This window comes from Paracoccus wurundjeri (assembly GCF_030678915.1).
Lineage (GTDB): Bacteria > Pseudomonadota > Alphaproteobacteria > Rhodobacterales > Rhodobacteraceae > Paracoccus > Paracoccus onubensis_A.
Genome location: NZ_JAUUTZ010000015.1, coordinates 1 through 26,992 on the forward strand (window position 1 = coordinate 1; position 26,992 = coordinate 26,992).

At 55.3% G+C, this 26,992-nt stretch carries 29 protein-coding genes; 9 read left to right on the forward strand and 20 right to left on the reverse strand.

Going from position 1 to position 26,992, the window contains the following annotated elements:
* Positions 1-400 (reverse strand): hypothetical protein (locus tag Q0601_RS14900; protein WP_305290653.1); only part of this gene is annotated, 400 nt, incomplete at its 3' end.
* 9 nt (positions 401-409) lie between these two features.
* Between Q0601_RS14900 and Q0601_RS14905 the strand changes: the two genes are divergently transcribed.
* The 4 genes from Q0601_RS14905 to Q0601_RS14920 all read left to right on the forward strand — a co-directional run bounded on the left by Q0601_RS14905 (position 410) and on the right by Q0601_RS14920 (position 2,604).
* Positions 410-640: a hypothetical protein gene (locus Q0601_RS14905; protein WP_305290654.1), complete on the forward strand. Its 231-nt coding sequence runs from the start codon at positions 410-412 to the stop codon at positions 638-640.
* Positions 641-1,064: 424 nt separating this feature from the next.
* Positions 1,065-1,559 carry an Hsp20 family protein gene (locus Q0601_RS14910; RefSeq protein ID WP_305290655.1) on the forward strand — a complete coding sequence of 165 codons (495 nt, stop codon included), beginning with the start codon at positions 1,065-1,067 and terminating at the stop codon, positions 1,557-1,559.
* Positions 1,560-1,639: 80 nt separating this feature from the next.
* Positions 1,640-2,152, forward strand: a complete 513-nt coding sequence (locus Q0601_RS14915; RefSeq protein WP_305290656.1) for an Hsp20/alpha crystallin family protein — start codon at positions 1,640-1,642, stop codon at positions 2,150-2,152.
* 71 nt (positions 2,153-2,223) lie between these two features.
* Positions 2,224-2,604, forward strand: a complete 381-nt coding sequence (locus Q0601_RS14920; RefSeq protein WP_305290657.1) for an NADH dehydrogenase ubiquinone Fe-S protein 4 — start codon at positions 2,224-2,226, stop codon at positions 2,602-2,604.
* 589 nt (positions 2,605-3,193) lie between these two features.
* On the opposite strand, the gene Q0601_RS14925 is transcribed toward Q0601_RS14920, so the two are convergent.
* The 9 genes from Q0601_RS14925 to Q0601_RS14965 all read right to left on the reverse strand — a co-directional run bounded on the left by Q0601_RS14925 (position 3,194) and on the right by Q0601_RS14965 (position 7,515).
* Entirely contained in the window at positions 3,194-3,673 is a 480-nt protein-coding gene (locus Q0601_RS14925; RefSeq protein ID WP_305290658.1) for a RidA family protein, read from the reverse strand.
* Between the two features lie 193 nt (positions 3,674-3,866).
* Positions 3,867-4,169: a hypothetical protein gene (locus tag Q0601_RS14930; RefSeq protein ID WP_305290659.1), complete on the reverse strand. Its 303-nt coding sequence runs from the start codon at positions 4,167-4,169 to the stop codon at positions 3,867-3,869.
* Positions 4,166-4,507 carry a hypothetical protein gene (locus tag Q0601_RS14935; RefSeq protein WP_305290660.1) on the reverse strand — a complete coding sequence of 114 codons (342 nt, stop codon included), beginning with the start codon at positions 4,505-4,507 and terminating at the stop codon, positions 4,166-4,168. The genes Q0601_RS14930 and Q0601_RS14935 overlap by 4 nt, the downstream gene beginning before the upstream one ends.
* A gap of 387 nt (positions 4,508-4,894) precedes the next feature.
* Positions 4,895-5,251 (reverse strand): hypothetical protein, encoded by a 357-nt coding sequence (locus Q0601_RS14940; protein ID WP_305290661.1) that lies wholly within the window; start codon positions 5,249-5,251, stop codon positions 4,895-4,897.
* Entirely contained in the window at positions 5,248-5,907 is a 660-nt protein-coding gene (locus tag Q0601_RS14945) for a lysozyme family protein (RefSeq protein ID WP_305290662.1), read from the reverse strand. Before Q0601_RS14945 ends, Q0601_RS14940 begins: the two co-directional genes overlap by 4 nt.
* Before the next feature lie 88 nt (positions 5,908-5,995).
* On the reverse strand, positions 5,996-6,262 hold the full coding sequence (locus Q0601_RS14950; RefSeq protein WP_305290663.1) for a hypothetical protein: 267 nt from the start codon (positions 6,260-6,262) through the stop codon (positions 5,996-5,998).
* Positions 6,255-6,440, reverse strand: coding sequence for a hypothetical protein (locus Q0601_RS14955; RefSeq protein ID WP_305290664.1), 186 nt, complete (start codon positions 6,438-6,440; stop codon positions 6,255-6,257). The genes Q0601_RS14950 and Q0601_RS14955 overlap by 8 nt, the downstream gene beginning before the upstream one ends.
* The gene (locus Q0601_RS24710) at positions 6,437-7,231 is read right to left on the reverse strand and encodes a glycine-rich domain-containing protein (RefSeq protein WP_370656144.1); all 795 of its coding nucleotides are present in this window, start codon (positions 7,229-7,231) and stop codon (positions 6,437-6,439) included. The genes Q0601_RS14955 and Q0601_RS24710 overlap by 4 nt, the downstream gene beginning before the upstream one ends.
* 62 nt (positions 7,232-7,293) lie before the next feature.
* On the reverse strand, positions 7,294-7,515 hold the full coding sequence (locus Q0601_RS14965; protein WP_305290666.1) for a hypothetical protein: 222 nt from the start codon (positions 7,513-7,515) through the stop codon (positions 7,294-7,296).
* A gap of 250 nt (positions 7,516-7,765) precedes the next feature.
* Between Q0601_RS14965 and Q0601_RS14970 the strand changes: the two genes are divergently transcribed.
* Both Q0601_RS14970 and Q0601_RS14975 read left to right on the forward strand, forming a co-directional pair.
* Complete coding sequence (locus tag Q0601_RS14970) at positions 7,766-7,927, forward strand: hypothetical protein (protein WP_305290667.1); 162 nt, start codon at positions 7,766-7,768, stop codon at positions 7,925-7,927.
* Positions 7,928-8,477: 550 nt separating this feature from the next.
* The gene (locus tag Q0601_RS14975) at positions 8,478-8,915 is read left to right on the forward strand and encodes a hypothetical protein (RefSeq protein WP_305290668.1); all 438 of its coding nucleotides are present in this window, start codon (positions 8,478-8,480) and stop codon (positions 8,913-8,915) included.
* A gap of 89 nt (positions 8,916-9,004) precedes the next feature.
* Here Q0601_RS14975 and Q0601_RS14980 read toward each other — a convergent pair whose 3' ends face one another.
* The 3 genes from Q0601_RS14980 to Q0601_RS14990 form a co-directional block, all read right to left on the reverse strand.
* Positions 9,005-9,715 carry a hypothetical protein gene (locus tag Q0601_RS14980; RefSeq protein WP_305290669.1) on the reverse strand — a complete coding sequence of 237 codons (711 nt, stop codon included), beginning with the start codon at positions 9,713-9,715 and terminating at the stop codon, positions 9,005-9,007.
* Between the two features lie 102 nt (positions 9,716-9,817).
* Positions 9,818-10,621 carry a hypothetical protein gene (locus Q0601_RS14985; protein WP_305290670.1) on the reverse strand — a complete coding sequence of 268 codons (804 nt, stop codon included), beginning with the start codon at positions 10,619-10,621 and terminating at the stop codon, positions 9,818-9,820.
* Positions 10,622-10,748: 127 nt separating this feature from the next.
* Entirely contained in the window at positions 10,749-11,756 is a 1,008-nt protein-coding gene (locus tag Q0601_RS14990) for a hypothetical protein (RefSeq protein ID WP_305290671.1), read from the reverse strand.
* 327 nt (positions 11,757-12,083) lie between these two features.
* Here Q0601_RS14990 and Q0601_RS14995 point away from each other — a divergent pair, with 327 nt between their 5' ends.
* On the forward strand, positions 12,084-12,482 hold the full coding sequence (locus Q0601_RS14995) for a hypothetical protein (protein WP_305290673.1): 399 nt from the start codon (positions 12,084-12,086) through the stop codon (positions 12,480-12,482).
* A 435-nt stretch (positions 12,483-12,917) separates the two neighbouring features.
* On the opposite strand, the gene Q0601_RS15000 is transcribed toward Q0601_RS14995, so the two are convergent.
* Positions 12,918-13,613 carry a hypothetical protein gene (locus Q0601_RS15000; protein WP_305290674.1) on the reverse strand — a complete coding sequence of 232 codons (696 nt, stop codon included), beginning with the start codon at positions 13,611-13,613 and terminating at the stop codon, positions 12,918-12,920.
* 9 nt (positions 13,614-13,622) lie between these two features.
* On the reverse strand, positions 13,623-15,920 hold the full coding sequence (locus Q0601_RS15005) for a hypothetical protein (protein ID WP_305290675.1): 2,298 nt from the start codon (positions 15,918-15,920) through the stop codon (positions 13,623-13,625).
* A gap of 11 nt (positions 15,921-15,931) precedes the next feature.
* Here Q0601_RS15005 and Q0601_RS15010 point away from each other — a divergent pair, with 11 nt between their 5' ends.
* Positions 15,932-17,281 carry an SH3 domain-containing protein gene (locus tag Q0601_RS15010; RefSeq protein WP_305290676.1) on the forward strand — a complete coding sequence of 450 codons (1,350 nt, stop codon included), beginning with the start codon at positions 15,932-15,934 and terminating at the stop codon, positions 17,279-17,281.
* Positions 17,282-17,402: 121 nt separating this feature from the next.
* Here the strand turns inward: Q0601_RS15010 and Q0601_RS15015 are convergent, their stop codons facing one another.
* Entirely contained in the window at positions 17,403-17,828 is a 426-nt protein-coding gene (locus Q0601_RS15015; protein ID WP_305290677.1) for a hypothetical protein, read from the reverse strand.
* Between the two features lie 4 nt (positions 17,829-17,832).
* Positions 17,833-23,376 carry an LPD5 domain-containing protein gene (locus Q0601_RS15020; RefSeq protein WP_305290679.1) on the reverse strand — a complete coding sequence of 1,848 codons (5,544 nt, stop codon included), beginning with the start codon at positions 23,374-23,376 and terminating at the stop codon, positions 17,833-17,835.
* 476 nt (positions 23,377-23,852) lie between these two features.
* On the opposite strand from Q0601_RS15020, the gene Q0601_RS15025 reads away from it, so the two are divergent.
* The gene (locus Q0601_RS15025; RefSeq protein ID WP_305290680.1) at positions 23,853-24,038 is read left to right on the forward strand and encodes a hypothetical protein; all 186 of its coding nucleotides are present in this window, start codon (positions 23,853-23,855) and stop codon (positions 24,036-24,038) included.
* A gap of 42 nt (positions 24,039-24,080) precedes the next feature.
* Here Q0601_RS15025 and Q0601_RS15030 read toward each other — a convergent pair whose 3' ends face one another.
* The 3 genes from Q0601_RS15030 to Q0601_RS15040 form a co-directional block, all read right to left on the reverse strand.
* Complete coding sequence (locus Q0601_RS15030; protein WP_305290682.1) at positions 24,081-24,422, reverse strand: MliC family protein; 342 nt, start codon at positions 24,420-24,422, stop codon at positions 24,081-24,083.
* Between the two features lie 83 nt (positions 24,423-24,505).
* Positions 24,506-26,116, reverse strand: coding sequence for a hypothetical protein (locus tag Q0601_RS15035; protein ID WP_305290683.1), 1,611 nt, complete (start codon positions 26,114-26,116; stop codon positions 24,506-24,508).
* 155 nt (positions 26,117-26,271) lie between these two features.
* Positions 26,272-26,880 carry a lysozyme family protein gene (locus tag Q0601_RS15040; RefSeq protein WP_305290684.1) on the reverse strand — a complete coding sequence of 203 codons (609 nt, stop codon included), beginning with the start codon at positions 26,878-26,880 and terminating at the stop codon, positions 26,272-26,274.
* Positions 26,881-26,992 lie beyond the last annotated feature (112 nt).

Here is a 26,992-nt window from a genome sequence, read left to right on the forward strand (position 1 = left end):
GGATATCTTTCACCACCTGTTCGGCGGGGGCTTTGGAGGGTGATTTCGATTTTGAGGATTTGGGTCTCATCTGCGTTCCTTCGTCACTCCGACGAGACCCAAATCCTCCTTCAATCACAACCTCAAATCTGTGCCATGGGTGCTGACGGCCAACAGCCTCGTCATGACTGTCTATCAACTTTGACCGAATGGCGTTTGCAGCATATCCCATGCCTTCGTCGTTGATGTCGTCGATGGTTCCGGTGTGGATTATTTTCCCATCGGTCCTTCTCTTGGCCGTGTACTCATAACGCATCGCATATCTCCACCAATAGACGGTCGATGACAGCACGCCTTCCCGATTCCCGCAAACGAATAATCCGAAAGATTGCGGATTGCCTCTCACGGTGAACTGATTCATCACCGCCGCATGAAAGCGACTCACGACGACACGACATTCACCCTGACCGGCCGGTACTGGACAGGCACATTTCCGATCGAAGATCTGCCTAAGCAGCTGGCCTTCTATCGCGGTCAGCGGGACAAGTTCCCGAAGGCGAAGGGCACATATGACGCGACGATCGAGGCGCTGGAAAAGTTGGCGGAAGAGATCGGACTTAATAGTGCCTGCGCCGAGAAATTCGGCGCAGGCGACAGGTAAGACTTCGTATGAGCATCCTGAGAGATAAGGAGCGCAGTTGAGGCGCGGCCGGAAGGACGTCGCGCCCCTATGTCAGCAACCGTCGATCGCGATGAATGTTCCAACGATTCGTTTGCCCGTGGAAAAGCCCACGCTCGTATATGCGTAAGATTACCCGCGTAAAGCTACTCATGAAGGCTTGAGCAGTCTTCCTGATTCAGCTGGCGCGTCAAGATGAAATGCTGTCATCTTATTTTCCATTAACTAACTGAAATTGCACGGAACATTATCTATAAAAATTTTGATTTCCCTCTTGAAACCCTAGTCTCGAGTTCCAAATAGATATACGCTGATCGCCCGGATGGGGATTGGTACATCACGCAGGGTGCCGTCCTTGCGAAGCACCCTGTTTCTATACCCATGTTGCTCAACGGAGGATGTGGCTATGGCAACAAGACTTGATTTTACACCCCTATTTCGTTCCAGTATCGGTTTCGACCGCATGCTGAATACGCTTGAATCGGCGTCTCACGGAGAGACGATCGATAACTGGCCACCTTACGATATCGTGAAAACCGGTGATGACAGCTATCGGATTGATATGGCGGTGGCTGGGCTTACCGCAGACGATCTTACCGTCACTCAAGACAAGAATATGCTGATCGTCTCTGGTCGCAAGGATGCCGATGACGGCGAAAGCGTAAGCTATCTTTATCGGGGCATCGCGGGCCGTCCATTCGAGCGTAGATTCGAATTAGCAGACCATGTTCATGTCGACGGGGCGGCTCTCGTTAATGGGCTTCTGACGGTTGAATTGAGGCGAGAAGTCCCTGAGGAGCTCAAGCCGCGCCGGATCGAGATTGCGGCTTCCGCTTCGCGACAGGGGGCCGACACCAAGAAAATCGAAACGGTCCGTGAAACGGAGACAGTAGCAGCCTGAGATACCTTGGGAGGCTATCTGAATGTGCCAGAACACTCTGGCACATTCTCGTGCTTATGCTGAACGGAAAGGAGGAAAACATGTCCGTACGTGATCTTATTCCGTGGGGGCGGAGCCGTAATAACCAGGCTCTGAGTTCTTGGCAGGATGAATCGAGTGATCCATTCGTGACGTTTCACCGCGAATTTGACCGGCTTTTCGATAACCTTTGGAGGTCATTTGACAGCCATTTACCGGCAGTTGGGATGCAGGGAAAACTCGCCGGCCAAGCTTGGCCGAATGTCGAAGTTTCCGAGTCAGATAACGAGATCCGCGTCACTGCCGATCTTCCAGGTATGGAGGAAAAAGACGTCGAGCTTTTGCTTGACAACGGCGCTTTAACGTTGCGTGGCGAGAAGAGGTCGTCATGTGAAGATCAGGAACGACAATTTTCGGAACGGTATTATGGCCGCTTCCAGCGGATCATTCCGCTACCTGTCGAGATTGATCAGGACAAGGTCGATGCACGATTCTCAAACGGGGTTTTATCCGTTATTTTGCCCAAGTCCGAGACTGCAAAGTCACAGGTGAAGCGCATCGAGATCAATCGCTAGTCGAACGGCGCTCCGGTCCCGTCGTTGGGGCCGGACTACCCCCCCCAAAAAAAAATTTAGGAGGGCAGACCATGAATATCATGAAGGGAGAATTTCTATCGGCGGATGGCTTTACTTCTGGGCCGGCGCAAAACATTTCTGGCCCGGATTGGGCGTCATCTCTACCAATGGAGGCGACCGCTCGAATCTGGAAACCGTCTAAATCGACTATGACATCCGGGCGCGGTTGCAAGAAGGGCTGGAAGATGGCCTTTCCTCGCCGCAGAGGTGTTTTGTTGGATCCGCTAATGGGCTGGATCGGCGGTGACGACACCATCCAGCAGGTAGAGTTAGGCTTTCCGACCCTGACAGCCGCAATCCGTCATGCGAAGCGATTAGGCATAACATACGAGATTCAGTTCCCGCCGGGGGAAGCGGCTAGCCAAATATCACGCACGCATTCACGAAGATAGACGAGGAGAACAGCAATGGTGAACAACCAGGAAATACTAGGTGTCTTCAAGCCTCACAGTATAAGCAAGCCTCGGCTTGATGACGAAGCGCAGCAGCACATAGAGGGAAGCTGGGCTGACCGCGCTTTGAATATTCTCAACGAATGTTTCGAGAGCGTTTCACCCCATAAGAGGCACGACCTTGCTAATCATATCAGAGCACACAATTCATGCGCCCAAACCTTAACGATATACCCGTCCGCTCCAACGTACTCGGCCAATTGATATCGCGCCGTGATCGCGTCCAGTCGTTCCTGTAGCTTTGCCCGTCCCATCTGTTCCTGCTGCTCCTGAGACGGGCCAAGCTTGCGTGATCCAATCCGTAAGATTACCTGCGTAGCACTGAGCAAAAAATAGCCCGCGCCACATGAGGGTGAGCGCGGGCTTACTTTGAACTGCCATGCCTACATCAAAGAGAGTAGTGAATGCGGCGACAATAGCCGGCCACCGCTCACGCTCCTATCCGTAAGATTACCTACGTAGAGTTACTCATTCAATCCGTGCCAAGAAGCATCAGTCAAGCCGCAATGGCGAAGGGTGAAAGCACCTTTTAGGGAATGTAGAACGTCCCCTCGACCTCGAATATGTCGTCGTCGTTAAGTCTGTCCACTTCGACTATCGTCCGCGGGGGAAATGGGCAATCAATCCACAGTTCCTCTTGTACCTGGTTAACGAGGGGGCGGTATCTATACATGTCGGTCACATATACGACTAATCTGACTGTGTCACAGGCGTCTCCACCTTCCGAGGCGGCGATGTGCAGCATATTTTCGAAACCCTGGCGAATCCTCTCCTCGTTGTCCTCGACTAAGTCCCCGGTCTGCGGGTCGATTCCGCGCATGCCTGCGACAAAAACATATTCTCCAGCTTTGGAAGCAACAGACCAGGTCCCTGTCGGATTGATCGCACCTTGCGGGTTCAGGATACTGACTTGTTCGTCCGCAAATGATGCTCCCGACATACCGGCTAAGCAGGTTAGAATACAGACGAGAGCTCTCGCGTGGCACAGAAAATTCAAGGATTTGGGCATTCCGACCTCCATTGTCGGCAACACCTCACATCCGGACTCATCTCTCTTGCAATCGAAGAGAACGAAATTTCACAACGTGAAATTGGGGTTCATCGAGTAATCGGCCGTCTTCTGCAGTTAATGAGGCAGCCATCGACCACACAGTGATAGACCATGCGGTTCCGGAATTTATTGGAGGACGGGACGGCGGGCATTAGCTTCGGTGTGGCGAAGTATAGCTTGGAAATATGGTGCCGTCCGCCAGTTTTAGTTCGGGGAACGCAGCAAGAAAATCGACGGCCGGGGCAGGATCACGGAAATAAAAGGCCTCGCGGTCGTTGAATATGGTGTGCCCGCCGGCGGAATGCCAAGCATAGTCGCCTCTGCCGATGTTCTGGTCCAGCCATTGATACATTTCATCGAGTGGCCGGTGCTTCCCGATTTCGGGAAGGGCCACGATAACGCGGACGGGGAACGCGCGATCGTCGATTTTCTTCTGTGGCGTAGATCGTCTCATGCCGCTGCCTCCGCCCGGCGAAGGTAAGGCCCTCGCTGAAATTGCGTGTCCGGCACGATGACATAAGTAGACGGCAAGACGACTCGGCCATTCGCGATCCGTCCGAATATTTCGTCCCGGGCTGCATCGTCATCTGGGTTTTTTGACGACAAGGAATCGCCGACTGCTGCTGCCTCGGGGAATATCTCCATGTGCATGATGCCGACGTTATCTCGGCTACACCACCAGTTGCAGCCGGAGAGCTGCATCAGACGGCCAACCGCGCCGAGCAAGGTCAGGCCGCCAAAAACATCTTCGCCCGGGTAGGAGGCGATGTTGAAAACCGTATATGTGACCATGTTCACACCTCTTGACGAATCAAGACCCGATGAGAACATAAAGTGAACATTTGAGTCAATATTGCGTCCGTGAGCGGTGTTGGGGGCACAATGAGTGAGGCGGCATGAAGTGGATTGAGGTGAAATGCGAGACTTGCAACCGGCACGGACGATATCGCCGGGACCGATTCTATGAGATTGCCGGCACGGATCACTCGCCGAGTGCGCTAACGAAGTTTGCGGCGGAAATGGGGTGTGCGAAAGCGATCGAGCAATGGCGGCAGTTCGTTCGCTACAACAACCTGATCATGCACGATCGGTGCGAGATCCAATATTACAGGCCAGATTTGTGAGTGATGGCTAACCGCCTCACCCGGCGCCACCAGTACGGCAGAACCCGGCGCGCCTTCACAGCGCGCCGGCGTCCCTGAGCGCACGAGACAGCGCGTCGGCCTCGTTGGCGGCCCGGTATGCCTGCTGCCGCGTCCAAACGGTTCGGGTTTTCCCCATCAGCCGTTCCACGAGCGCCCAGAGTGACAAGATGGCGAACACCAGGCCATAGACCGCCTCGGCGGCTACGTCCGCGGGGATGGGCAGGGGAACGCCGAACAGTGCCAGGGCAGCAAAGATCAGGGCGAATACCTGGGCGATGAAGCTGCGGTTGGTGAGGAAGACAGACCAACGGGGGCCGGCGCTTCCGGATTGCTCGGCCAGATCATTTGCCATGCGGACGGTCGCAGAAATTTCCTTGATGAGTCTGATCATGATTTCAGTCCGAGATATGCCGCCAAGGCGACGGCGATTGCGATAATGATGGTGAAAACAGATACGTCGGAGCCTTTGGCCGGGGCGGTTGGGGTAGGGACCGTGTCACTTCCTGTCCGATAGCGTTCCCGTGCGATCGACAACGCCCGTTCGACTTCTGCAACCGAGGGGTGCGCCTTGTTCAGCCCGTCGCCCGCATAATAGGACTGCCCGGCTTTGACCGTTCGGTTCGCGCCCTGCATGTCATGCGGCACAGGTAGGCTGGCCCATTCCTTTGCTAGACTGATCGCCATGTCGTCGGCGTCAATCTGGCCGTCGAGATACCGTTGGAAACCGCGGCCAGTCAGAAGGTGCATTGCCATCAGATCCTGCGTACCCGCGTCGAATTTCCGCGACGTGTCAAAGCGCATCTGTGAAACGATGTCTTTCAGGGTGGTGCTGATGATCTGATATTTCCCGGCCGCAGTTGAAGCGAGGCCCTTGCTGCGCCACCAAGCTTGCCATTGCATGACTTGAGCAACGGTGTTGGTGGTCAGCTTTTCGGGACACATGCTTTTGGGAATGCCGCCCCAGACGACGTCGTAATCCCCGCCCTTGGACTCATATTTCCCGATCAGATCGAGAACCGGTCCAGCATGATAGATGGTGAATGACACAGGAAGTCCCTCTCGCTTAAAGCAAGGGCGCACTTCCTATGCGTCCGATGGTTAGAAGATATCAGATGATGACGCGTCGGCAAAGGCGTCATCTTGGCGGATGCGTCTTATCGTTCCAGTGAACCTGATGCCCGCGCCCGAGAAGGATCTTTATGTCCCGGTTCTGCTCGGCCAACATGTCCTTGAGGTCACTTAGCGCTTCCCGCGTATCTTCCCGCTCTCGTTCGATCTGGCGTTCCAATCGCAGTACCTCCTTGGCATTCGTATTCACGCGCGCCTCCATGCGAACAAGCCATGCGCCAAAGATTATCAGCGACATAATGATGCCCCATAACTCCTTGAGTGAATCAAGCATCGGACTCGCTTTCTTTTTCGATCAAAGGCGGAATGAACTCACCGTTTTCGTAAGTCCAGCCGATGCCGACGGTGTTCTCGCGGCCGATTTTAACCCATCCTTCGCCGCGCTTGTCTTCGGTGAGAACGACAACGCGGGTCACGACGCCGTCAATCACCTCTGCTGCGTATATCGTCATTGTACGTTCACCTCGTCAGCTCGGACCACGATGAACAAGAAGCCATCGCCGCCAGCACCGGCGGTACCCATCATTGATCCGCCAGAGCCGCTACCCCAATCCTGATTGGGCGAATTAACAATGGGTTCGCCCGCGTCATAGACGCAGCCATCACCGCCTGAACATACGGTGATAGGTGCGGCAATCCAGTCTAACAGCAGGCCGGGGCCGCCGTTTCCAGCAATGCCGTTGGAAGCATTGCCGCCAACGCCACCTTTCCCCCCACCGCCGCCGCCGGCTTGGTTTTCCACGGCAGCGTCTATAATACCTGACCCACCCCCGAATCCGGCGCCGGGTGTTCCAACTCCGCCGTTAGTTGTGCCTGTCGGGCCGCCGCGAGCGCCGCCCCCTGATCCACCATTTCCTGCGGAAGCGTTCCCGCCATGTGTTGCTCCAGAACCACCGCCTAAAGTGGTCAGGACCCCGTCAGGTCCGTCGAAAGTTGTGTTAGAGCCGTTTGCGGAGCCGCCCGCTGTCGTGGATGCAGGAGCGCCCGCGCCGATCTCGATGGTATATGTGCCGGCGGATAGAGGTAGAACAGGTTCTGCATAACATCCGCCTGACCCAGCACCACCGCTAATCCACGTGTAAGAATTGCTGCGGCCGCCAGCACCGCCGCCGGCCCCCATAGCAAACCCGCATTCGATATTGTCGGTCAGCAACATGCCTCCGGACTCACGCCAAAGCACTTCTATATAGTCCACACCCGCGCGGCTGAACGGGGTGATCGTGGCACTGGTGACGGTGAGCATCGGCAAACCGCTGCCCCGCGGCCTTGCAACAAATGGCCATTGCCCGAATATGAAGGGGGCATTCACAGGACATAGACCCCGATAATCGCAGTCGGGTTTTGCCTCGGTTTGAACGTATACGTTCCACCTGTCTCGATAAAAACTGCCTGATTGAAGGCCGGGATGATTAGCCCGTGATCTTCGCCCTGTGGGCACATTTCGACTGTGCTTGTGCCCCTATTCTGGACATAAGCACCTTCCGGCACGACGATCTCGGTGTCTTCGGAAATGGTGTACAGCGCCATAGGAAGTTCCTCTTGCTCGAATGCAAGGGCGCACTTCCTATGTGCCCGGTGGCTTCAACATACCAGATGTTGGGCGCGCTCGTCCAACGGGATTATTGATCAAAGCGCCGTAAACTGAAGCCTGCGAACGCTATGCATTCGGAGCATGGACGGTATGCATACATTGGTATACCTAACGCCATCTGTGATACCTATATGATTTGCATAACCAAGAAACACAGTAATTCGAATAGAAACGGAGAAAGTTTCCATGACCTATGCAAGCTTCGAAGAACACGCCTCCGCCGCAAAAACCAACGGTTTCTTCGCGGCTCTTTTCAATGCTTTGCGCGCCGGAATCACGGTTAGAAGCGGACGCAAGCCCGCCAATACCGGGCCCTTGCACTTCCATGGCAGCCCTCGCGTCTTCTAAGCAGGTTTAGAGGCCGCCCTGCGGTCCTGTCGGACATGATAATGCCCGCGCTGGTTCCATGGCGCGGGCTTCATCGTGTCGGGTGAGTGCCGAATGTTAAGTGTCGTTAACAAGGCGAGAATAGCGGTGCGGCCGATATGCAGCTGTCAGTAAGATTGCTTGCGTAGATCTACCTATAAAACGGCCCGCGCCGAATGCTGAAGGCGCGGGCCGAAAACATTATAACTTACTCACCCTAAAGGATTTCATTGTTAATAATGCCACTTTAGGTTGAATAGGCCGCTCGATATATCCGTAAGATTACCTACGCAGAAATACGTATCAGAAGTCACGCGAGGCAGGCCGGTTGTTCAACTGATCATCCATCGCGGGAAAGGATCCATACAGCGAGTAAATCATTGCGAGCTGGCGACCCAAGCGCGTTAGACGCGATCGAGCGAGGTCTTCTGAGGTTGCAGGATTGGCTCGCCCGACAGTAACCGGCGGAATATCGCTTGCGATTTCCTGAATTTTAGGCGTAAAGTTGCTTACTGCAGCGATTGGTAGCTTCATGTCCAGTACACCAGAGATTAACGAGAATGTTGGCAAACTTGATAAGCGAGTTGCAGAGTCGGAGGGGCTGCCCTCTACATCGTGCGATGGAATTAATGGCCGTCTCCAGTCATCCCCCTCAGATGTAAGCCGCCGCGACGTTATCGACAAGCTGCCCACGGACGTTACAGAACAGCAAAGGTATATGCTTTGGGGTACCGACAAAATCTCCCCAAGCGACGATGAATTGAGAACGATCGAGTCAGCCCCCCTTGATGGGGCTAACATCCTCGCGAAGGTCTATGATCTCTGGTATATCGTTCACTGGGAAGAGTATTCCGAAAGCATGTTCCTTGAGTTCGGAGAGCGGGGATATTGGACTTTCAGCGACCCGCACCTGTCTGTGAAATATTATAACGCAGATTTCCTGCATTGGATTCCTGTGCCAGACGGTTAGCCTTGGCAGACACTGTTTTCCACTGCCCATCCGGTGCAAAGCGGGGATGCCAGACGCTCAATGTATGTTTCACCTAACAAAGATAAACGTTAGCGATCTCTTTGGCGCAAGCAATTTGATGGAACATCATGCTGGGGCCACGCTGAAGAAAATGCCCATTCGATGATCTCATAAAGAGTTCCGTCTTCTTTAAGGCGTTTTGCCACGTCGTGGCCGACGCCTGGGTACACGTAGTGCCGGGCGTTGGGTAACTTGGGGTATTTGCTCCATTGTCGTCGGTCACCGTGCTGTCCATTAATGGTGGTATAATTCGTGACGCGATTGAAATGCCCCTCTAACGAGGGGTACCACCAGCGGTTAATTTTAGAGCGATAACCTGACCAGCGGTTCTCTCTTGGGACAATGTTGGGATGCACAGAATACTGTCCCGCGAATGAAATTGAGCTAACTGCGCGAAGCGGGGAGCTAAACAGAATGGATAAAAATCCCCCCATGCTATTTCCTAAGGTGTGGATGGGACGTCCAGACGCCCGCTCAATAATGGTTTGTGAAATACGAGCAACATCTAAGGAATTGCCCCAAGTCCTGTGTTTGTCAGTAACAACGAATAAGGCACTACCTTCTCCTGATGATTTCAGGAACTCGGCACGCTGAATGCCGCCGGTAGAGAGGCCAATCCCAGTGAATGAAACGACCGCTCGGTGAACGTCGCTGCTAAAACTCGTTCGATCGCATTGAACCAAGTAATCTTCGGTCTCCAAAAGGTTTTCGAGATCGACATGGTTGGTGTTAGAATGCATAGTGTCTCCGCGACATTTGAAATCAACTTTCGATGACGCCCTCACCTGAATATCGCGGGAAACTAGAAGATATCTAGCTGACAGGCGATAATAACAACTTCTTCACTTGGATTTCTTCTTGGATTGCTTCGTAACTACCAGCGACATGTTGTTCACCATTGTTGTTACGGCGCGTTTTGGCAAACTAGTACGGTTGATGGCTAGGATCGCTTTCAAAATTCCATCAGGTAGAGACTCGTTTTGTCGATTGACTGAATGAATAGCATTTAGCTCTTCGTCGGTGATGCCTATCCAACGTAAAAGCGCGGTTCCCACGCCTAATTTCTCATCGTTATCAACGTCCATATCGCGAAAGGTGATCGTGGTTTCGCCATGTTCTGCCACAAGTTTTTGACATAAAGGAACGAGACCGTCTCCAATTTTCATGCGTTTAACGTAACTTTCAAATTCCATCTTCTCTCGGTGGCCTTTAACAGCTTCCTTGTAAACGCTTAAAAGCCAATCGGTTAGTTCGCGCGTATAAATGAAAAACACTGGATCACGATTGCTCAGTACTTTTCGAATAAATTCGATGCGCTCACCTAGATCGTGATAGATGTTGAACGGAGCATACTTTCCAGGCAGGTATCCGAAAATGGTTTCGTCGGAAAGCACAATCGCCCGCTCTCCCGCGATCTCATCCAGTTCTAGCAGGGTCTTTTCAACTTCTTCCAAGTTGCGAGACTCTGCAAAGGCGCCCACACCTCTATGGCGAAAACTCCTTCTAAGCGCATTACATTCTGCGTCACCTTGTACGAAAAAATGGTAGCGATTGGGGAGGTTTTCTGCGTTCTGACGGAGCAAATCTTGAATATAAGTAGTTCCGGTTTTGTGAAACCCGACGTGGAAAAATGCAGTGCTTTTCATGCTGATACCTCTGTCCTGATGGAGTTGAGCGAACTCCGCGCCGCAAATTTGGTGAGGCTGTTTGGATGGCTGTGGATAGTTTCTATGCGCCATGAAGTGACGAGCCGAGGTTGTTCATTATAATTAATCATGAGCCTTTTCGGAATCGATGCTGAATTTTTAAAATCTCTCGGACAGTTTCCTTGAGCCTGTCAAGTTCAGTTGTATCTCCTCGCAATGGAAAACCTTTGTTGTGTTCCACTGACGGAAACAGCCTTTTTCGATCAGGAAAATACTCTTGCAAAACTGCTTTATTTTTTTCCTCAAGAACCTCGTTAAGTTCATTTGCCTCATCAGGCAGAAGAACATCTCCTTTTGCAAAAAACTTTCCGTCTTCAGCATTTTGCAGCGCGCTATCCAATCTCTGGTGTAGTCGGTTGTTTATTCCACTGCCTTTGGCAGCAAAGAGTCCCAGTGCCTCACTAGAAACACGAGAAAGCGAACGATTAATTGGGGATTCGGGTAACACAATCTCATCTATGGGGACTTCCAAGTTTGTTAAGAAGTCTGAAATTATGTCTCCGCCCGTCATGTCTTCCTTTAGAAAAATTCGCGGATGAATGACCGCATTCGGAATGTCACTTTTTATTTCTTCAAACATAGCTGAGAAATTTAGATAACTTTCATCTGTTTTCGCAAATTTTAGGGCATTCTTTGCATATCTATGGGCGTTCGTAAATTGTCTGGCCTTTTTTGCTCGTTGCTTGTAATCTGATTCAAGGAAGTCGCTGAAGCGCCTCAGGTATATTACGATATTGATTGGATCATCTATATGATCGGTTAGTTTTTCTTTGAGTGGGGCAAGTCGATGCCCAAAAAACATTTCTGCAGATATAATGCATTCTTTGCTTCGATTTTCGTTGTACTCATTCAAGTACCTATTAAATAGATTCTCCTCAACATTCTTCCAGTTCTCACGCATTTGTTTCGCGAGTGTATTGTGGGATACTAAAGGTACTTTTCGTTCTTCTTCCTCGTGCCTTCCCGTTTTCATATACATGATATTATGCCGAGATAATAGATCGCCGTTCGCATTCAAGTATGCTTGTAATGATGAGCTGCCAGCTTTTGGCATTCCAATGTGTATCCACAGCATTCTTATTTGCGCTCCTTTTAACTACTTCGGTTCGGCCCTGGATCGGCTCGGTCGTGCAACCGGGCGGCATCGATGCGTGCCTGAATGCGGATCAAGATGAGACCTCATGATCATGAAGCGGGTGATTTCTTCGGGCAGCATGGCTATGCACTAAAGATCAATCGAAAGCTCGTAATCGTGTTCGGGGGGCTGCTTGGTCTAGGTTGTCAACTGTCTCCGAAAGTTTTTGAGGATTCCTAAGTGTTGCAGTTCGGGCGGTTGTTTGCCTATAAGTTGTGCTAGCAAGCGGTTTATCGCCGATTAGCACACATGGAACGAGGGGGCTACATGTTTTATCGCTTAACCGCAGAATCCGCGGAGCCATTAATTATTCTGTCATGTCGTCGTGAGTATGTTGATCGATATCTCGTGTGGCTGAATCACAGTAGGCAGTCTTCGTACGTGTTAGTTGAGATTCCGAAATCTGAATGGGAGGAAGTCGAACATAGCTTCGACATCGATCTGAACGACAACGACTGGAACGAACTGCCTGACGGCCAGATGAGCGCAGATAGTTTCAGCCGTTGGATTTCCGATATGAAATCGTCCGGCCTTGCTGAAACCGATCTGGACTGCGCGCGCGCGTTGGGATGCAGAGATATTATTGACTTGAAAGAGCACGGCGGGAATTATCGCCTTGCTCTTGCGTGTCAGGCTGCATTGCGCGGACTTGCACCGTATCAATGAAATGGTCGGAAACCTCGGAATGTCACGACCACGATGCCCGAAATGCGGAGGAAGAATTTATCCTGATACCGATCGTGACTGGGGCACATTCGGGCAGATGTGTTGCTCCGCTTGCGGGTGGGATGATGGCCGCCGAATTGATCCGGCATCCCTGATTCTTCCGCTAACACATCCTGGCATTGGTAGGTTGACGCCTTATGAACAGATGGTGCTCGCATGGATTATGCTAGAAGACCATCCGTTCAAATCCAACTCGGGTGAAGTCAGTGCCGCGTGTGAGTGCCTTAGCCGGGAGGGCTTTGCAATTGAAGTATTCGACAATGGAGAGACTTGCTACATTGCCGCGCCGGAGAGAATCATCATCCATTGATCGACCTCGGCTCATGCCCGCAGCTGGTCATAAGATGTCGAGAAATGATCCGCGGTTTAGCATCTTCACCCGAACAGATATGCCCTCAGCGCGGTAGCCTCTTCAGTACCGTAAATGTTGCTGTTGCAGGCGAACATGGAGGCGATCGCGACCGATGTGTTATCGCCGACGGCGGCATTGTTCCCAAACATGATGTTTGGATTCATGTCGGCGGTGCGCGGCGCGGTGTATTCGTTCCCATCGATGACGAGATGCACGGCGTCAGTGGCATAATAGATTTCTGCGGAATGCCAGCCGACAACGGGAGCTGAGGGAGCCATGCCAGTAATGTCACCACCCAGCGGCTGGGCTGACCAGTGGAACGTCTGGTTGGACCTGAACAGCAGGCGTCCACCTGACGGGCCGTAGATATTCTGGAAGTCGGCTGAGGATTCCCGGATGTAGAACCGGACCATAACGCTCGCTTCCCCAGCAACATCATCCCATGTCGAAACCAGGCGGTCGCCCGGCCCCCCGAAGGTGACTACTGGAGTGTCATCCACGGTGCCTCTGGTTACAGAATTGGAGCCACCAGCGGAATTGAGAACCGCTGTGCCGAAGGTTGCGTCGAGGGTGGCTATGACCCCTGCCGAGGCGGTAGAAGCATGCCATAGCCCGAGAAGGTTTGGAACATTTTCAATAATCTCCCCGATTGTCGGGATATGTGGCAGGACTGCCCTGGCATAGTCCTGTGGATTAGGGACACGAATATTCAGCGGCATGGATTGACCTCACAGGTTGATAATGCCGCCAAGCGCGGCTCTGACCAGCGTTTTGCCGGGATCGAAATAGGATGGCATGATCCAGGCATCGCGGATCGCGCCGGTGCTGATCGGCCATTCGTCCGATACATCCTCCGCATCCTGCTCACGATAGGCATAGGCAATGGAGGTGGTCGGTACGGATGCACAGGTGGCGGTGATTTGCCGCTGGCCGGTCTGGCGAACATCGGTGATGGCGGTCGTGCCAGCATCGACGGTGAAGCCCATATCGGGACGTACCCTGCAGAATGACGGATCGATCACCAGCGGATGGATGCTGTCGAAATCCACGATCACGTCATTGCCGCTAACGGTGGCCGATGCCATCTCGGGACAGCGCCATTCCCGCCCTTTCTCGACCTCATGCATGGCTGCGGCGAACAATTCCCCCTGCCAGACCCGCGCCCGGTAGCTGTGATGGATGAACTCTCGCGTCACGCCATCGATCTCAAGCCCGAAGTCCATGCAATAGCGCGGCATGACCATGGTGATATTGTTTGCAGCCTTTGCTGCATCAGCGATCGCCATGCGCACGGGCCATGCACCGCCCCTATAGGTCTGACCTCCAACCAACCCGGAGCCGGATGCCTGATCTACGAACCAGTGAACGCCGATTCCGGGAAGATCATTGGTGATGATGGCCTCGCGATCAGCCTTCATGGCAAGGAAATCGGCAAGGTACTGCGCCGGATCGGTCTGCCAGTCTGCTTCCTGATGCGTAAAGCAGATATAGACAGCTTCGACCTCGTACCCAGCGGCGGTCAGCAGGTCATAGGATTGCTGGATATCTCCGGTCCAGTTGAGCCAGGACTGCGAGTAAGATCCTGTGTTGCCTTTCCAGATGCCGGTGGTCTCGGTATTCCCGATCAGCTTGTTGCCACCCCATGCGGATGCACGCACGAGGCCGACGCGCCGCAAGCCTCCATCCCACATCAACAGGCGAGACAGGGCGGCCGATCCATAGGATTGCGTAAAACGCGCAACCTCGCTGGCGTTGATCATCCGGGTCCCGCGCTGCACAGCAACACCCTGCCAACCCATCATGCCGCCGCGCATATTGCCGCCGGTGTTCATGTCATCGAGCATGAAGGCGTGATGAGGGAATGGAGGCGTATTCCAGAACAGAGGATCGCCCATCCGGGTGACATCTGCATTGGACTGGCCATAGACGCTGATGATGATCGCTTTGCGCGTCACCCCATTGACGACAGCGACCGGCAGGCGAACGCCATCGGCACGATCAATGAATCGGTCCACCGCCAGGACGCCATGTTGACCGGCTTCGGCAGTGAACCTTCCTTCGACAGTTGCCCAACCATCTGCAGTTTCACCGCCGCCTGCAACGTCTCCGAGGCGAGCAATAAACCGGGCAGATGGGATAAAATCCAGACCGTCGGGATACATTTTCCGAAGTGGCGCACCGTTAAGCCACTCGATAGTGTATGCATCTTCAGGGTCCGTCTCATGAAGATCGGTCACATAGTTGCCGAGAATACCACCATTCTTGCCAGGAACGAGCCTAAGGACATCTTGCTCACCTGACTTCTCGCCAATGGTGATCAGAGGAATTGAATGATCAAGCAATGTGTCGGCGGCCAGCATTCTATCGAGATCTTGCTGTGCAGCCTTCAGATCAACCTGCTCCTGCAAATTTTGCACGTCCGCGGCCCTTTGTGCGGCCTCGTCAGAAACGCCTGCCTCCTTGGTGATCTGCCACCAGGTTCCGTTGGCATCCAGCTTGATAGCATCCGTTTCCAGGCCATCTTCCGGAGGGCTGCCGAGCCTGCGCCAGCGTCGGCGCAAACCGCTTGCGAAATGGACGGTGGTCACCGTGTCAGCGGCATATGTCGCGGGGACATTTCCACCGCTTGGGCTTTCTGCAGGCATCAGGACAAACTCGCGACCGTCCCGCATTTCAACATTAGCGGCAACTGCGTCCGCGCTGGTCATCCGCAGCCACCAGTTGCCATTGGCGTCCTTGACACGCGTGTCGGTTTCGATCCCATCGTCGGGTGCTCCTGAAGGTCGCCAGTCACTTGTCGTACCGCTGCCGTTGTGCCCCGCGATCACTGCCTTTACTCCGGTCGGTAATACTGCTCCGCTCGGCGTTAGGCTGGCGGTGAGATAATATGTGCGACCGTCTCTTAAGTCATTCTGAATGCCTGTATCTGCAATCTGCCGCGCGCTCGCTTCCGAATTGAAGGCCGAAGTAATCTGACTCATCAGATATTGAAGCGCCGAAGATTTCAGAAGCGTGATTTGCGCCATAGGACCGTCCCTTGCAAAAGCAGCGCTGGCACGTCCTATGCAGCCGATTTACAGCCAATATATCTTATGTGGTGTTGCTGGCCAATGGCGAACTGATGTCTGCTTTGCGTACAGGGCAGACGGTCAGGTGCAAGTCAGCCGCCGCTCAAATCCAGTGGACTTCATGGTCATGCGGTAGGCCGTCAACTACGGAATCGAATGAATGGAATCTTGACACTCAAAAGCGTGGTCAGCACTATTCTGAAGTTTCCATGGGTAACATCGCCCGTTTAGTCCTTTCCGTGAGGCGGCTGCATATGGTGCGTCAAACAATCGTTGCAATTTCCTTGATACTCCTCAGCGCAAAAGTCGGCATCGCCAGTCCAAAAGAGGACTGCACGCTTGCCGTAGAACACCTAGGTTTTCCGACAAGTAGATACAGCTTTGTCGAGGCGGGCATATTCGCCAAGGAGCGCCACGTCTTCGACGATGTTATTAACTGCTACATCTCTCCTGATGGGAAAATCCACAGCATCACCCGTGGGACCACGGTGCTGGCGGAAGATGGTTATTACGGTCCTGAGGCACTGGCAAAGAAGAGGGAGATAGAGGAGCAAGGCCGCGCCCTGGATGCGGCGGCCTACAAAGCCTATCAGGACGCAAGTAAGCAGATCGAGCAGAACACCAAACGAGACCTAGATGCTCTGCGGCGAAGCAGCAGCCCTCTCGGTAATATTAGCGCCTCGAAGGCACCGGCGAAAGCGCAGGCCGAGCCTTCAGCCGCTTCGCCTGAGCCTGCACCTGTGGCATCATCTGAGCCAAATCTCCAGCCCGCCCTCGCTTCTGTTAAGGAGAAGTGGAGCACGGCCGAGCGATTAACCATCCGCACCTGCCCTTCAACCCAATGCGGGGTGACCGGCTGGATAACGGATGGCAGCAAGGTTACGGTTTACGAAGAAAAGAGTGGCTGGTCGCGGATCGGCGAACCTCACTCCGCCATGTGCATCAATGGCAAGAGCGGCATGGTGGATTCTGGGAATGCTGCGTGCACGCCCGCGAATGGGATCGTTGATGGGCGGCTCGCACATTGGGTTTCTTCGGATTATCTGGCAAACGAGAAGCCAGAAGCGCCAAAAACCGCCCAAGCCTGCGACGATCTGGGACTAGAAAGCTCTGACAACTACCGGAGGTATTCCAATCAATTCTGCACGGCTGCTCTCAAGATGATCAATGAAGGCGCCTGTAAATCCTCAGATTTCCGTGAGTGGGGATGGACATCTTCGCCCGCCAAGGGGCAGGACTACTATTTCACCTACTGCGGCGGAATCCAGCTTCAAAACCGATGGTATCTGAACATCAGAACCGGTGCGATCGCGCACTGACGCCGGTCTCTCCGATCCGGCTTATGCTACAGGCACAGGCTCCTCCGTCCGCATTTTGATAGGAATAACGGATACAATCAGGCGCGCACAGGCACCGTCCGCATTGTGCTCTTTTTTGACCTCAATCATGTAACGCTGGGGGCTGTTCCGCGCGAAGGCGCGCGTTGATTTTCGGATTAAGCGAAACCCCGAACTCGTTACGCTGGCTTGCCCGCATGCGGCCGCGCACTGATTGCTGGATTGTATCAGCCGTAATCGGCCATTCCGGCCAATCCCGATTGAACTCGCGCATGCGCTGAAGCGCCTTTGCGGGGACAGGTTCACCCGCGCGGATCGCATCTCCGATCTCGCGATGGATTGCTTGACGCTGATCGCTGACTCTGCGCTCGGCATTCTTGAGCCGGTTGTTGATCTGATACCGCTCGGAAAGCCGGGCAGGGGTGAAGCCCGCAACCTTGGACAATACCTCAATCGGGTTCATGTCCTCGATCAGCGGATCGCCATTGAGGGTATTCGCCCCCTCGGTCACGAAACGATAGGACTGCATTCCGTCACGGACAGTTTGTAACGGTCGTCCCCACGAGATTTTTCCGATACCATGCTTCGGCTTTCCGACCGAGTTGCCGGATATCATTCCACTCACCAAGTTCATCGCCGGACAATTCCGCGACCGGTTCACGATCAGCAAACCTCGAAAACATCTCCACGCCAAGGTTGGTATCGCGGGTCTGGATCGTTTCGAACAATGCATCGAAGGCCGGGCGAACAGTTTCGATCTCGTCGGGTTTGAGATAAGGATAGCTGTCGCCGAGGCCCGACATCTCCGCTTGCAGACCCCAGGCGGCGCCGTTCACGATATTGGCGAGATAGTCATTGGATGCATTCTGATCCTGCAATTTTGCTATGACATAGGATTCGAAAGCCCGGGCATGCATCTCGATTCCGGTTGACCAGTAGGGTGAAGTCCGCATCTTATCGATATTGGCGGAGCGTTTCTCGAGGTCGGTCTTGGCGATCGCACGACGGACATCGCCGAAGGCATCGACCAATTCGGGGCGCAAGCCCTCGACCTGATTTCCCGGTAATGAGTTGTCGGTGATGAAGCCATCCTTCCGGTCCCGCTTGCGCGAGAAGTAATTGTCTGCTGCGTGGAACCATTCATGCGCCAGGGAACCGCGCCCCTGCTTCTTGGTCAGGTTGATCACCACCTGGTTGGGTTCATAGTGGGCGGCGGCAGGATTTCGGCCACCGCTGCCGCGGGCACCGAACGCCAGCCCGAGGGAACCATTCAGCGACAGGGCTTTTGGAGGTAGATCGAGAATGCCCGCAAGGTCCATCAAAGCATCATATGCCTCATTCAGATCCTGTTGGCGCCGGCCACCTTCAACCCAATTACCGAATTGGACCCCTCGGAAACCGAAGGTGTCGGAGAATTGCTCGGGGCTGACATCGGAACCGGAGCGGTGATCAACACCTACGCGCGGCGAATTTCTGTCGCGGCGCTCATTTGGAATGTCACGCATTCGATCAAGCTGCGCCTGCAACGCATCGGCTTCTTCTGCTATAAGCCGTCGGGCTTCCTTCACATCCGGGACGTCGCGCAGATCGATATGGTCCCGGCCGATCTTGACGCCGACATGATAACTGCGGCTGCCTTCTGCAGAACGCCGCGAGTAGATTAGGAATTTCGGGCCCTTTTTCGCCTTGTCCTGTTGCTGGTCGAGCGTGGCATGGGCTTTCTTGAACGCTTCCAGCGCCGCTTCTTTCGTGTCGCCATGTGCGATGACGCGAGGCATGTTCGAGAATGCGGTGGATTTCGCGGCCGAAGTTACCTCCCACCGGGTAAGGGAAGGATCGTGACGCTGGCCATCGAGCAGGGAATACTGGGCAGCATTGAGGCGCAGACCTTTGAGACTCTTGTCGTGGCCAACTGCCTCGTAGAGTTCGATGCTGCGAAGGACATTGGTTTTCCCGGTATCGATGTCTGCAGTGCTGGATTTAATGTCGGATTGGGTGATCTCTCCACGCATCAGGCGATTGGCAAGCTCGCGCAAAGCCTCAACATTCTGCACCCAACCTTTTAGCCGCCATGCTTTCTGGGGCTTAGTAGGAATGGCGTCACGGACAACGCGGATGAAACTGACCGTCCAGGGATCGACGCCAGCATCAATCAGTTTCTGATAATCCGGCGAGGGCCATGATTTCGACAACGGTTCAGCCGAGATGTCGATGTCATCCGCATCGCGCATCCGATCAGCATAGCTGGACCAGACATCTTTACGTGCGCCTTCCAGCTTTTCGCCAAAATCCTCGATCTTGCCGGAGCTTTCAGGTGCATTATCATTCGTGGCGTCAGATGTGACACCAGATAGCAGATCCTGCTGCGAGTCGAACAATGGCCCGGCATCACCGCTGTTCCCGTTGGGACGGCGCATCTTGGATTGCTGCTGACGCGCTTGCATTTCGAGGCGGGCGCGGTCCGAACCGGCCTGCAGCGACTGCGCATCGCTGCGTTCTGTTCCGGGAATAACCTGCTGCGGGAGCCCTTCGGCTCCGGCCTCGGTCGCTACTTGCTGGTCAACGTCGTCCGAGGCGGTATCCGGGTCGTTTCCTTCGCGTTCGCCAGAGCCTGGAACACCCTCGCTTTGCGTGCCGCTTCGGTCTTCTGCGCCATCGTCGCGTTCGGGTCGTTGATCGTTTCGTTCATCGCCGAAAGGGACGTCAGGAATTTCTGCCGCTTCTCGTCCGTCACTGGAACTTTCTCGAATGGCATTGTCGTCACCTCGGGCAAGAAAATCGTAGATAGCGTCGTCAACATCGCCGCCGTCACGATCAAGTATCTCGATAATAGCCTCGCGATCAGCGTAGGTCAAAGCTGAATAGAGCCCGAAATCCTCGATTGCACCATCCAAGACGCCTGCAATATCTGCCCTCCGATCCTCGTCTGGGCGAATATCCTGATCGCGGTTCGGGATAGGGCGATCCATGTTGCCGTTCTCATCGGCATCGATCGCGCCTGTCCGGTTGGCAGTTTCTGCCGCCTCGGCATCTCGCGCGGCCTGCTGCAAAATGGCCTGTTCACCCAATGGCTGCGGTTTGCCTGCAATCTCCTCGAGGATCGCATCAACAATCGCCGCAGGATTTAGATACAGGCCGTCATCTGACCGTCCCACCAGTGCCTCAAGGTCAGGATGCTCGGCGGCTGGGATATTATCTAGTTCTGCCCGACCGATCTTGCGCCACAGGCCCGGAGCGGTTTTGCTGCTGACACCGCGCGCCTTCAATTCCTCAGCCACACTGCCGGTGGGCGCGATCCCGCCAAGCTGCCTGATGACATAGTTGATAAGAGGGCGCTTTTGCGGGGCTGGCGTTCGCGGATTTTCCACGGTTCGGCGATGTGTCATGGAAACCGGCTTTTTGGTTTGGTCGCTTGCCAGCCATTCTTTCAATTGTGGGACAGTCATCTTCTTGATGCCGCCGAGGCGTGCCGCGCCTTTGCTGTCCGAGAATGCGGCTTCATGCGCGGCGCGTGCGTCGGCTGAACTATCAAAGCCCAGCATTACCTTGGCTTCGTCATAAGCTCCGGTTTCAGAATCAACCTGATCGATGACATAGGCAGATTGTGCGGATTCGTTATCGCCCATGTAAAAATCGACGTGATCGCCATCCGCGCCTTCCGTAGACCTGAAATAACCATAATGCGCGGGCATGGTGACCGACCATGCGTTACCGTCAGGATCGGTGCCACTGCGTCGGCTGCCCTTCTGGTTTTCAATAGATAAGTCCAAACCATTCCAGCGGGCATGACCTTTGCGATAGTTTCCGGCTTCTTTCTGTCCGTCGCTCGGATCGGGTGCGGCTTCGGTGGCGGCTTTGGCCACCGGGTCTTGTAATGCATTATTGACCGGTTGCTGTCCCGTATCGGCAATGGTTGCAGCGTCGGCGGCCGCAAACAATTGCTCGGTCTTTTCCTTGCCTAGGTCGCGGATCGACGCTGCTCGCACGCTGCGTAGGTTTTTAATTGCCGCATCAACTTCATCTTTTTGCGGACCAGACGCGAGGCTGCCGGTGGACTCCCATGCGTCATATGCGGCTTCGCGCCGATTAGCGGCCTCGATGAACGCGGCCCGGTGGTGTAATTCCGTGTCGGTGCCATCTGTCAGTTCTGATACAGGCTGCCCGGCATCACCTGCCATAGCTCTACCGCCGCGATCACCCGGTTCAGATCCTTCGGTGGGTTGGGATTCGGATTTTCCAGCCAAGCCAGAAACATCGTCAGTTCCTTGCTGGACAGAATCTTGCTGCGGTGCAATTGCTTCGCTGCCAGCTCCGCGCCCATCATCCAACCGAAGCTGTGATAAATCGCGCCCGGCGGCAGGGGCTTGAGGATCGGTTGGCCCCCCTTTGGTTCGCTGTGCCTTCTGTTGTTTGGCTTCTTCCTTTGCCAACTCATCCGCGACCTTGGCAGCATCGCGGGCGCTGTCGAACTGGGCAGGGTCAAGCTCGATCTCTTGACCGCCAACGCGCACCATCGCGCCGCTTTCAGACTCGCCGATGAAAACGCCATCGACCGGTACGCCGGCCCTTGGATCGAACAGGCGCACCGTGGATCCGGGTTTGTGCTCGGGGAAACGCTGGGGCGGCGGCGCGGGCTCGACCTCTGGGACGGGCATGTTCTGTGCCAGCGCGTCGATAGGACCGGCGGGAGGGGGAAGGAGACCGGCGGGCGGCGTTGGCCCCGGCAGCGCGCCCATTGGAAGAATTGTCGCTGCCGCGCCGGGATCACCGCCCGAGAGGGGAAGGCTGCCATCCGGCGCGGCAACTGACCCGGTGCCGCTGCCGTCGGCGCCGGGATTCGGAGAACCGGACGGAAATGACCAGTTCGGATTTTGCACATTCGGATCGAAACCGATTTGGCGTGGAGCAGGGACAACGCCAGTTTCCGGCGTGGCCGCAGGAGCACCTTCCGGCGCGGGCAGGCCAGGGAACGCGAAATCCGGGTTCTGAGCGGTCGGATCGCTGGTGATTTGACGCGGGGCCGGTACAAGCGGGCCGCCCTGGGCTGGCTGCGGCGCAGGAAGTGCAAGCGGGTCGGGAGGCGCATTATTATCCGTCGGCTGGCCTTGCGGATTTTGGCCCGCACCCAAAGAACCCGCAGCAACGCCGATGCCGCCGCCCGCCAATGCACCGCCGATGAAATCGCTGAAAGTATCTTCGGCAAGGTTCAGCTCCGCGCCGGTTGCGCCCGCGAGGCCGGCCTTACCGGCAACACCTTCGATCGCTTCCTGTGTGCCTTCTTCGAGCGCGCCAGCCGCACCTTTCTTCGCAGCCCGCGCAAGGCGACCGCCCTTGCCGATCCAACCGTCCGCAGCACTGATGATCCGTGACGTCGCCATACCGCCCAGGGCGGCGGGGATGGATTGTGCAAAGGCACTGTCTGCCTCTGCACGTTGGGCCAGAACGCTTGTTGCCTCCGTCGCATTCATGCCCTGTGCAATCAGGTCTTGATAGGCAGGCAGATTTTCGATTTCAGGACGGCCTGTTTCGTCCATGGTAGTCGCTGCGTCCATGACGAATTGGCGGGCATTGCTGGCACCTTCACCGCCGCCCATGGCTCCACCGACACCTGCGGCGGCACCGGGTCCGACCACAAGCGCGGATGCAACAACCGGAACCATTGAGCCAATGCCTTCAGCCGCAATGCCTGCGATGCCACGCAGACTCGGATCGTCACCCAGAGTCCAAGTGCTCGGATCGAGTAGTTCACCACCGGGCTGCGTGCCCGCCTGTGCCGCCTTCATTTCCTCGGAGACAGAATCCGCAACGGCATCGCCAACGTCTCCGACGGCTTCACCTGCTGCGCGGGAACCGGACCGCACCAGACTTTCGCCCGGCTGATCCTGTGTGCCACGATAGGTTTGAGCAATGTCGTCGATCATCGCCCCGGCACCACTGATCGCAGAACCGGTTCCGCGCACAGCACCACCGATTGTCAGGCGTCCGAGATCACCCAGAATGCTGCCGCCGCTTTCGCCCTGCGCGGGAGGGGTGTCAGCGGGGTAGAACTGATCTGCTATTTCATAGCTGCGCTGCAACAACGCCTGACCGGACGCATCGTCACCGGCCAGTGCCTTTATCGCGTCCTCGATCTTGGTCCCGCCTTCCACGGCTCGGGAAAGAAATTGAGCATTGGCCTCAGCCCGGCCGGTGTCACCGCTGCCATCATCGAGTGCCATCAGCACGTTGGCCGGAACCTGCGTTTTGCGCGCAATGGCGTCAAAGCTGTCCTTGATGGAAACTGGCTTTTCCGGCGCAACGCCGAGTCGGTTCAATGCGGTGTCGAGAGGCGTTGCGCCTGCATAGTCCTTGGCCATGAAAACCTCATTGGCAGGAGGTTTCAGCGGCACATCCTATGCAGCCCTATATATTTCCCCGTTTATGCCACAGGATAGGACGTGCTCTCAATGGATGATTGCAGGCAAAGCTACGGAGAGGGTCGCGCATAAGGAGAGAAGGCCCGTTGCAGTTCAATCCATCATGCTAACATTCTGCTGAATCAAGGAGCGATGAAATGTTTGCCAGATTACGAGTTGTGCCTTTCGTGCTGACCCTGACCGCCTGTCAAACCGATCCCGAAGTTGATATGGTTGAGATGCAATCAGCGTGCGGCACCGGTGACTTGGCAGCATGCATCTTTGTTCATGATTACGAAATTCATGTTCTCGAAGGAATCCTCTCCGCTCCGTCCTCCTTTTGATGGCTAATGGGCGCTGCCCCATCTGGCGCGGCAGATTCGTGATTAGGAAGTGCATTCCTCTGCACTGTCTTCCTTCGTCAGATCCGTGAATGTGGCGATGTCTCCTTTGCTCCACCATTCATATTGCCCGGCCACGTAACGCGCACCGGAAGCCGAAATGACGTTTACGAACACTCGCTCAATCTCGTCGATTGAGAGGATTGCGAGACTATTTTCTCCGGCGTTAATATAACTGACCGACACCTTGCCGGAATCCGGGCAATCGTAATCCGTAGGAATCACGCTGCTCTCCTCAGTCAGCGGAAGAGGTATTGATAAAACTGCTTCTGCGTTTGCTGGCAAGGCCGCGATGCTGGCCATCGCAATGATGAAACTCCATCTCATCTTGGTGCTCCTGTTTAAACCCCAGATTGAAATAGAGCATCGGGCAATCAGCAACCGCAACCATATAAACGATAAATGCTGCGTCATTGTGGGCGAAGAACCGGCACATTGCCGGAAGCACCTGAAGGCGTCTGCTGGCTGACGGCAGCAAGCGCCTCCTGCCATGTGATAGGCGGTCGGCCTTCAAGCGCGGCATTTGCCTGATCCGCTTTGAAGAGCTCGAGCGCGGCCTTGTTGGCATTGTCATATTCCGTCTTAATCAGATCTCGACCGGCCGCCGCGCGCTCCGCCTCCGCTTTCACCAGTGCCTCGGACATGGCTTTCTGCAGTTCGATCGCAGCCTCGAACGCTTTTTCCGGGCTGATCAGGTAGAGCGCCTTATTGAGCAGATCATCGATTTCATCGACAGATTCCATGATCTCGCCTGTTGCTTGATTGCGCATGGCGAGTTTCAGACCGACAACCTCACCGTTGCTGTCTCGGATCAATTCGGATTGCTCCTTCACTATTTCATATCCGTCATCGAAATAGCCGGTGGTGTTGTAGGCCTCGATGATTTTTTCCGCTGCCTTCTCTGCATCTCCGGACATGGCCGCAAAGGTGGCTTCGCTGAATGCCTCCATGCCGGCTCGGGTTTCGGTGCTGCGCATCCAATCATCCATGGCTTTCGCGTCATCGATCCGGCCCTGCTTGAGCAATTCGCGCTGATAGATCGGCGCACCGACCTGCATCCAGGTATCGGTATAGGTCTTTGCAGCCTTCCTCCGTTGCGGCTCGGTCATTGGTTTGCCCTTGGTCGCACCCATCGAAACCGGCATGGCGTTTGCCGTCGCCTGCTGTGACGGGGCCTCGCCAACCCGGTCCATGGCATCCTGCGCAGATCGCGATACAGCGGCTTCCTGTGGCGTAGCGCCCTTTGGCGTTGGGGCCGTGGCTTCACGCCGGCCGAACAATGCATCGCCAGCCGGAACTTCGACGGTCGGGCGCTGGCCGTCATTATTGAGATCCACCCGCTCAGGCGCGCCAATGTGGTCTTCGCCAGTAATCCAGCGAGACGCAGCCTGAAACGGCGCGTTGACTCGTTGAATAGTATCGACGCCGGAATTAATGACCTGTTCGCCCCAACCGGCAAGTGTATTGCCAGCAGCTTCGGCCGCCTGCCGAATATCCTGACCTGCCTGACCGGGGCGGCCGTATTCGTACGGTCTTTTGCCAGATTGCTGTGTGTCCGGTGGTGCGACCTCTCCATTTCCATAGGCCGGGGGAACAATCACATCGTCCGGCATTTGTAGCGGTTGCGAACCTGGGGAAATGGCACCCATTGGCGCAGCAGCCTGCGGTGCCGTGGCTTGGGGTGCCATAGTTTGTGATGGAGCGGCTTGTGGTTGAGCGGCAGGGCGCGGCTGGAAATTCAAGCCCAGTTCCCGCGCAACGCCCACCGCCTCGGGTGAAACATCTGGCACCAGAGATGGCCCAGGCTGAACGCCAAGCGCCGGCGTCTTGGTCGAGACGGTCGCGCTAGGAGTGACCGGGGTAGTATTCCAAGCTGCATCGGTGGCTGCAATTGCTTCTGCCGCCGCGTCACGCATGCCGGTACGATCAGCCTGTGCCTGATCCCATTCGGTTGCAATGCGTCCCTGTTGATCGACATAGATACCCTGATTGGTACGGTCCCAACCATGGCGTTCGGCCAACCGCTTTTCAGCATCGGCGCGATATTCATCCAGCTTTTTCTGGCGTTCCTTGTCATCCTTGCGATCCTGCCAGCGATGTTCGATATCCTCGCCCGCGACGAAACCGTTAACGAATGCGCTGATTCCTGCACCGAGTGCCATGGTTCATCCTTCCATCATACTGGGCGGCGTGCGCCCATAGGTCTGCCCCCATTCTCGAACCGGGCTATCGCGGAATCGAGATCAGAATCGGAGACATTCTTGAATCCTTCCCACTGGCCGCGCAGGAGCGAGCGCTTTGCTGATGGCGTCTTTCCGCGGGCCAGCGTCTTCCGGGCAAGGTGCTGGAACATGGCGTCCTGCGTGCCGCGATTGAATACCGTATCGTTGGGCAGGCCCATATCGCGTGCGACGTCGCGCATGGTCGTGCCGACGAATTGGTAACGGCCCATCGGGGTTGCGACACGACCGACCTTGCCCTTGACCCATTGGCCGTATTTTCCACCGGGGTCCGAAAAGCTCGCCAGATCGCCGAGCGTCATCTGGGACACGCGGGTGCCCGCGAACGGTCCGCCTTTCTGGCTGTGGCCGAACAACGTGTCGTAGTCCGCGCCGCCTTCGGTGCGATCGATCAGTGACAGGAGTGTTCCATCGCCGGCGGGGGCGACAGAACTATTCGCCGATCCGGGATAGAAGCCGGTCGCACCGCCCATGTCGGGCAGGGCACCGTAAGACACTGGCCGGCTGGCCATGATCTCGTTCTGACGGGACATGACGTCCAGCATGCGATCCTGCATAGCGGCATTTGTTGCCCGTTCTTCGCGATCCTTCCGAGCATCACGAGAAGCGGAGTAACCGTCTGCAAATGCACCCAATGATGTGCCGAATGCCATCAGC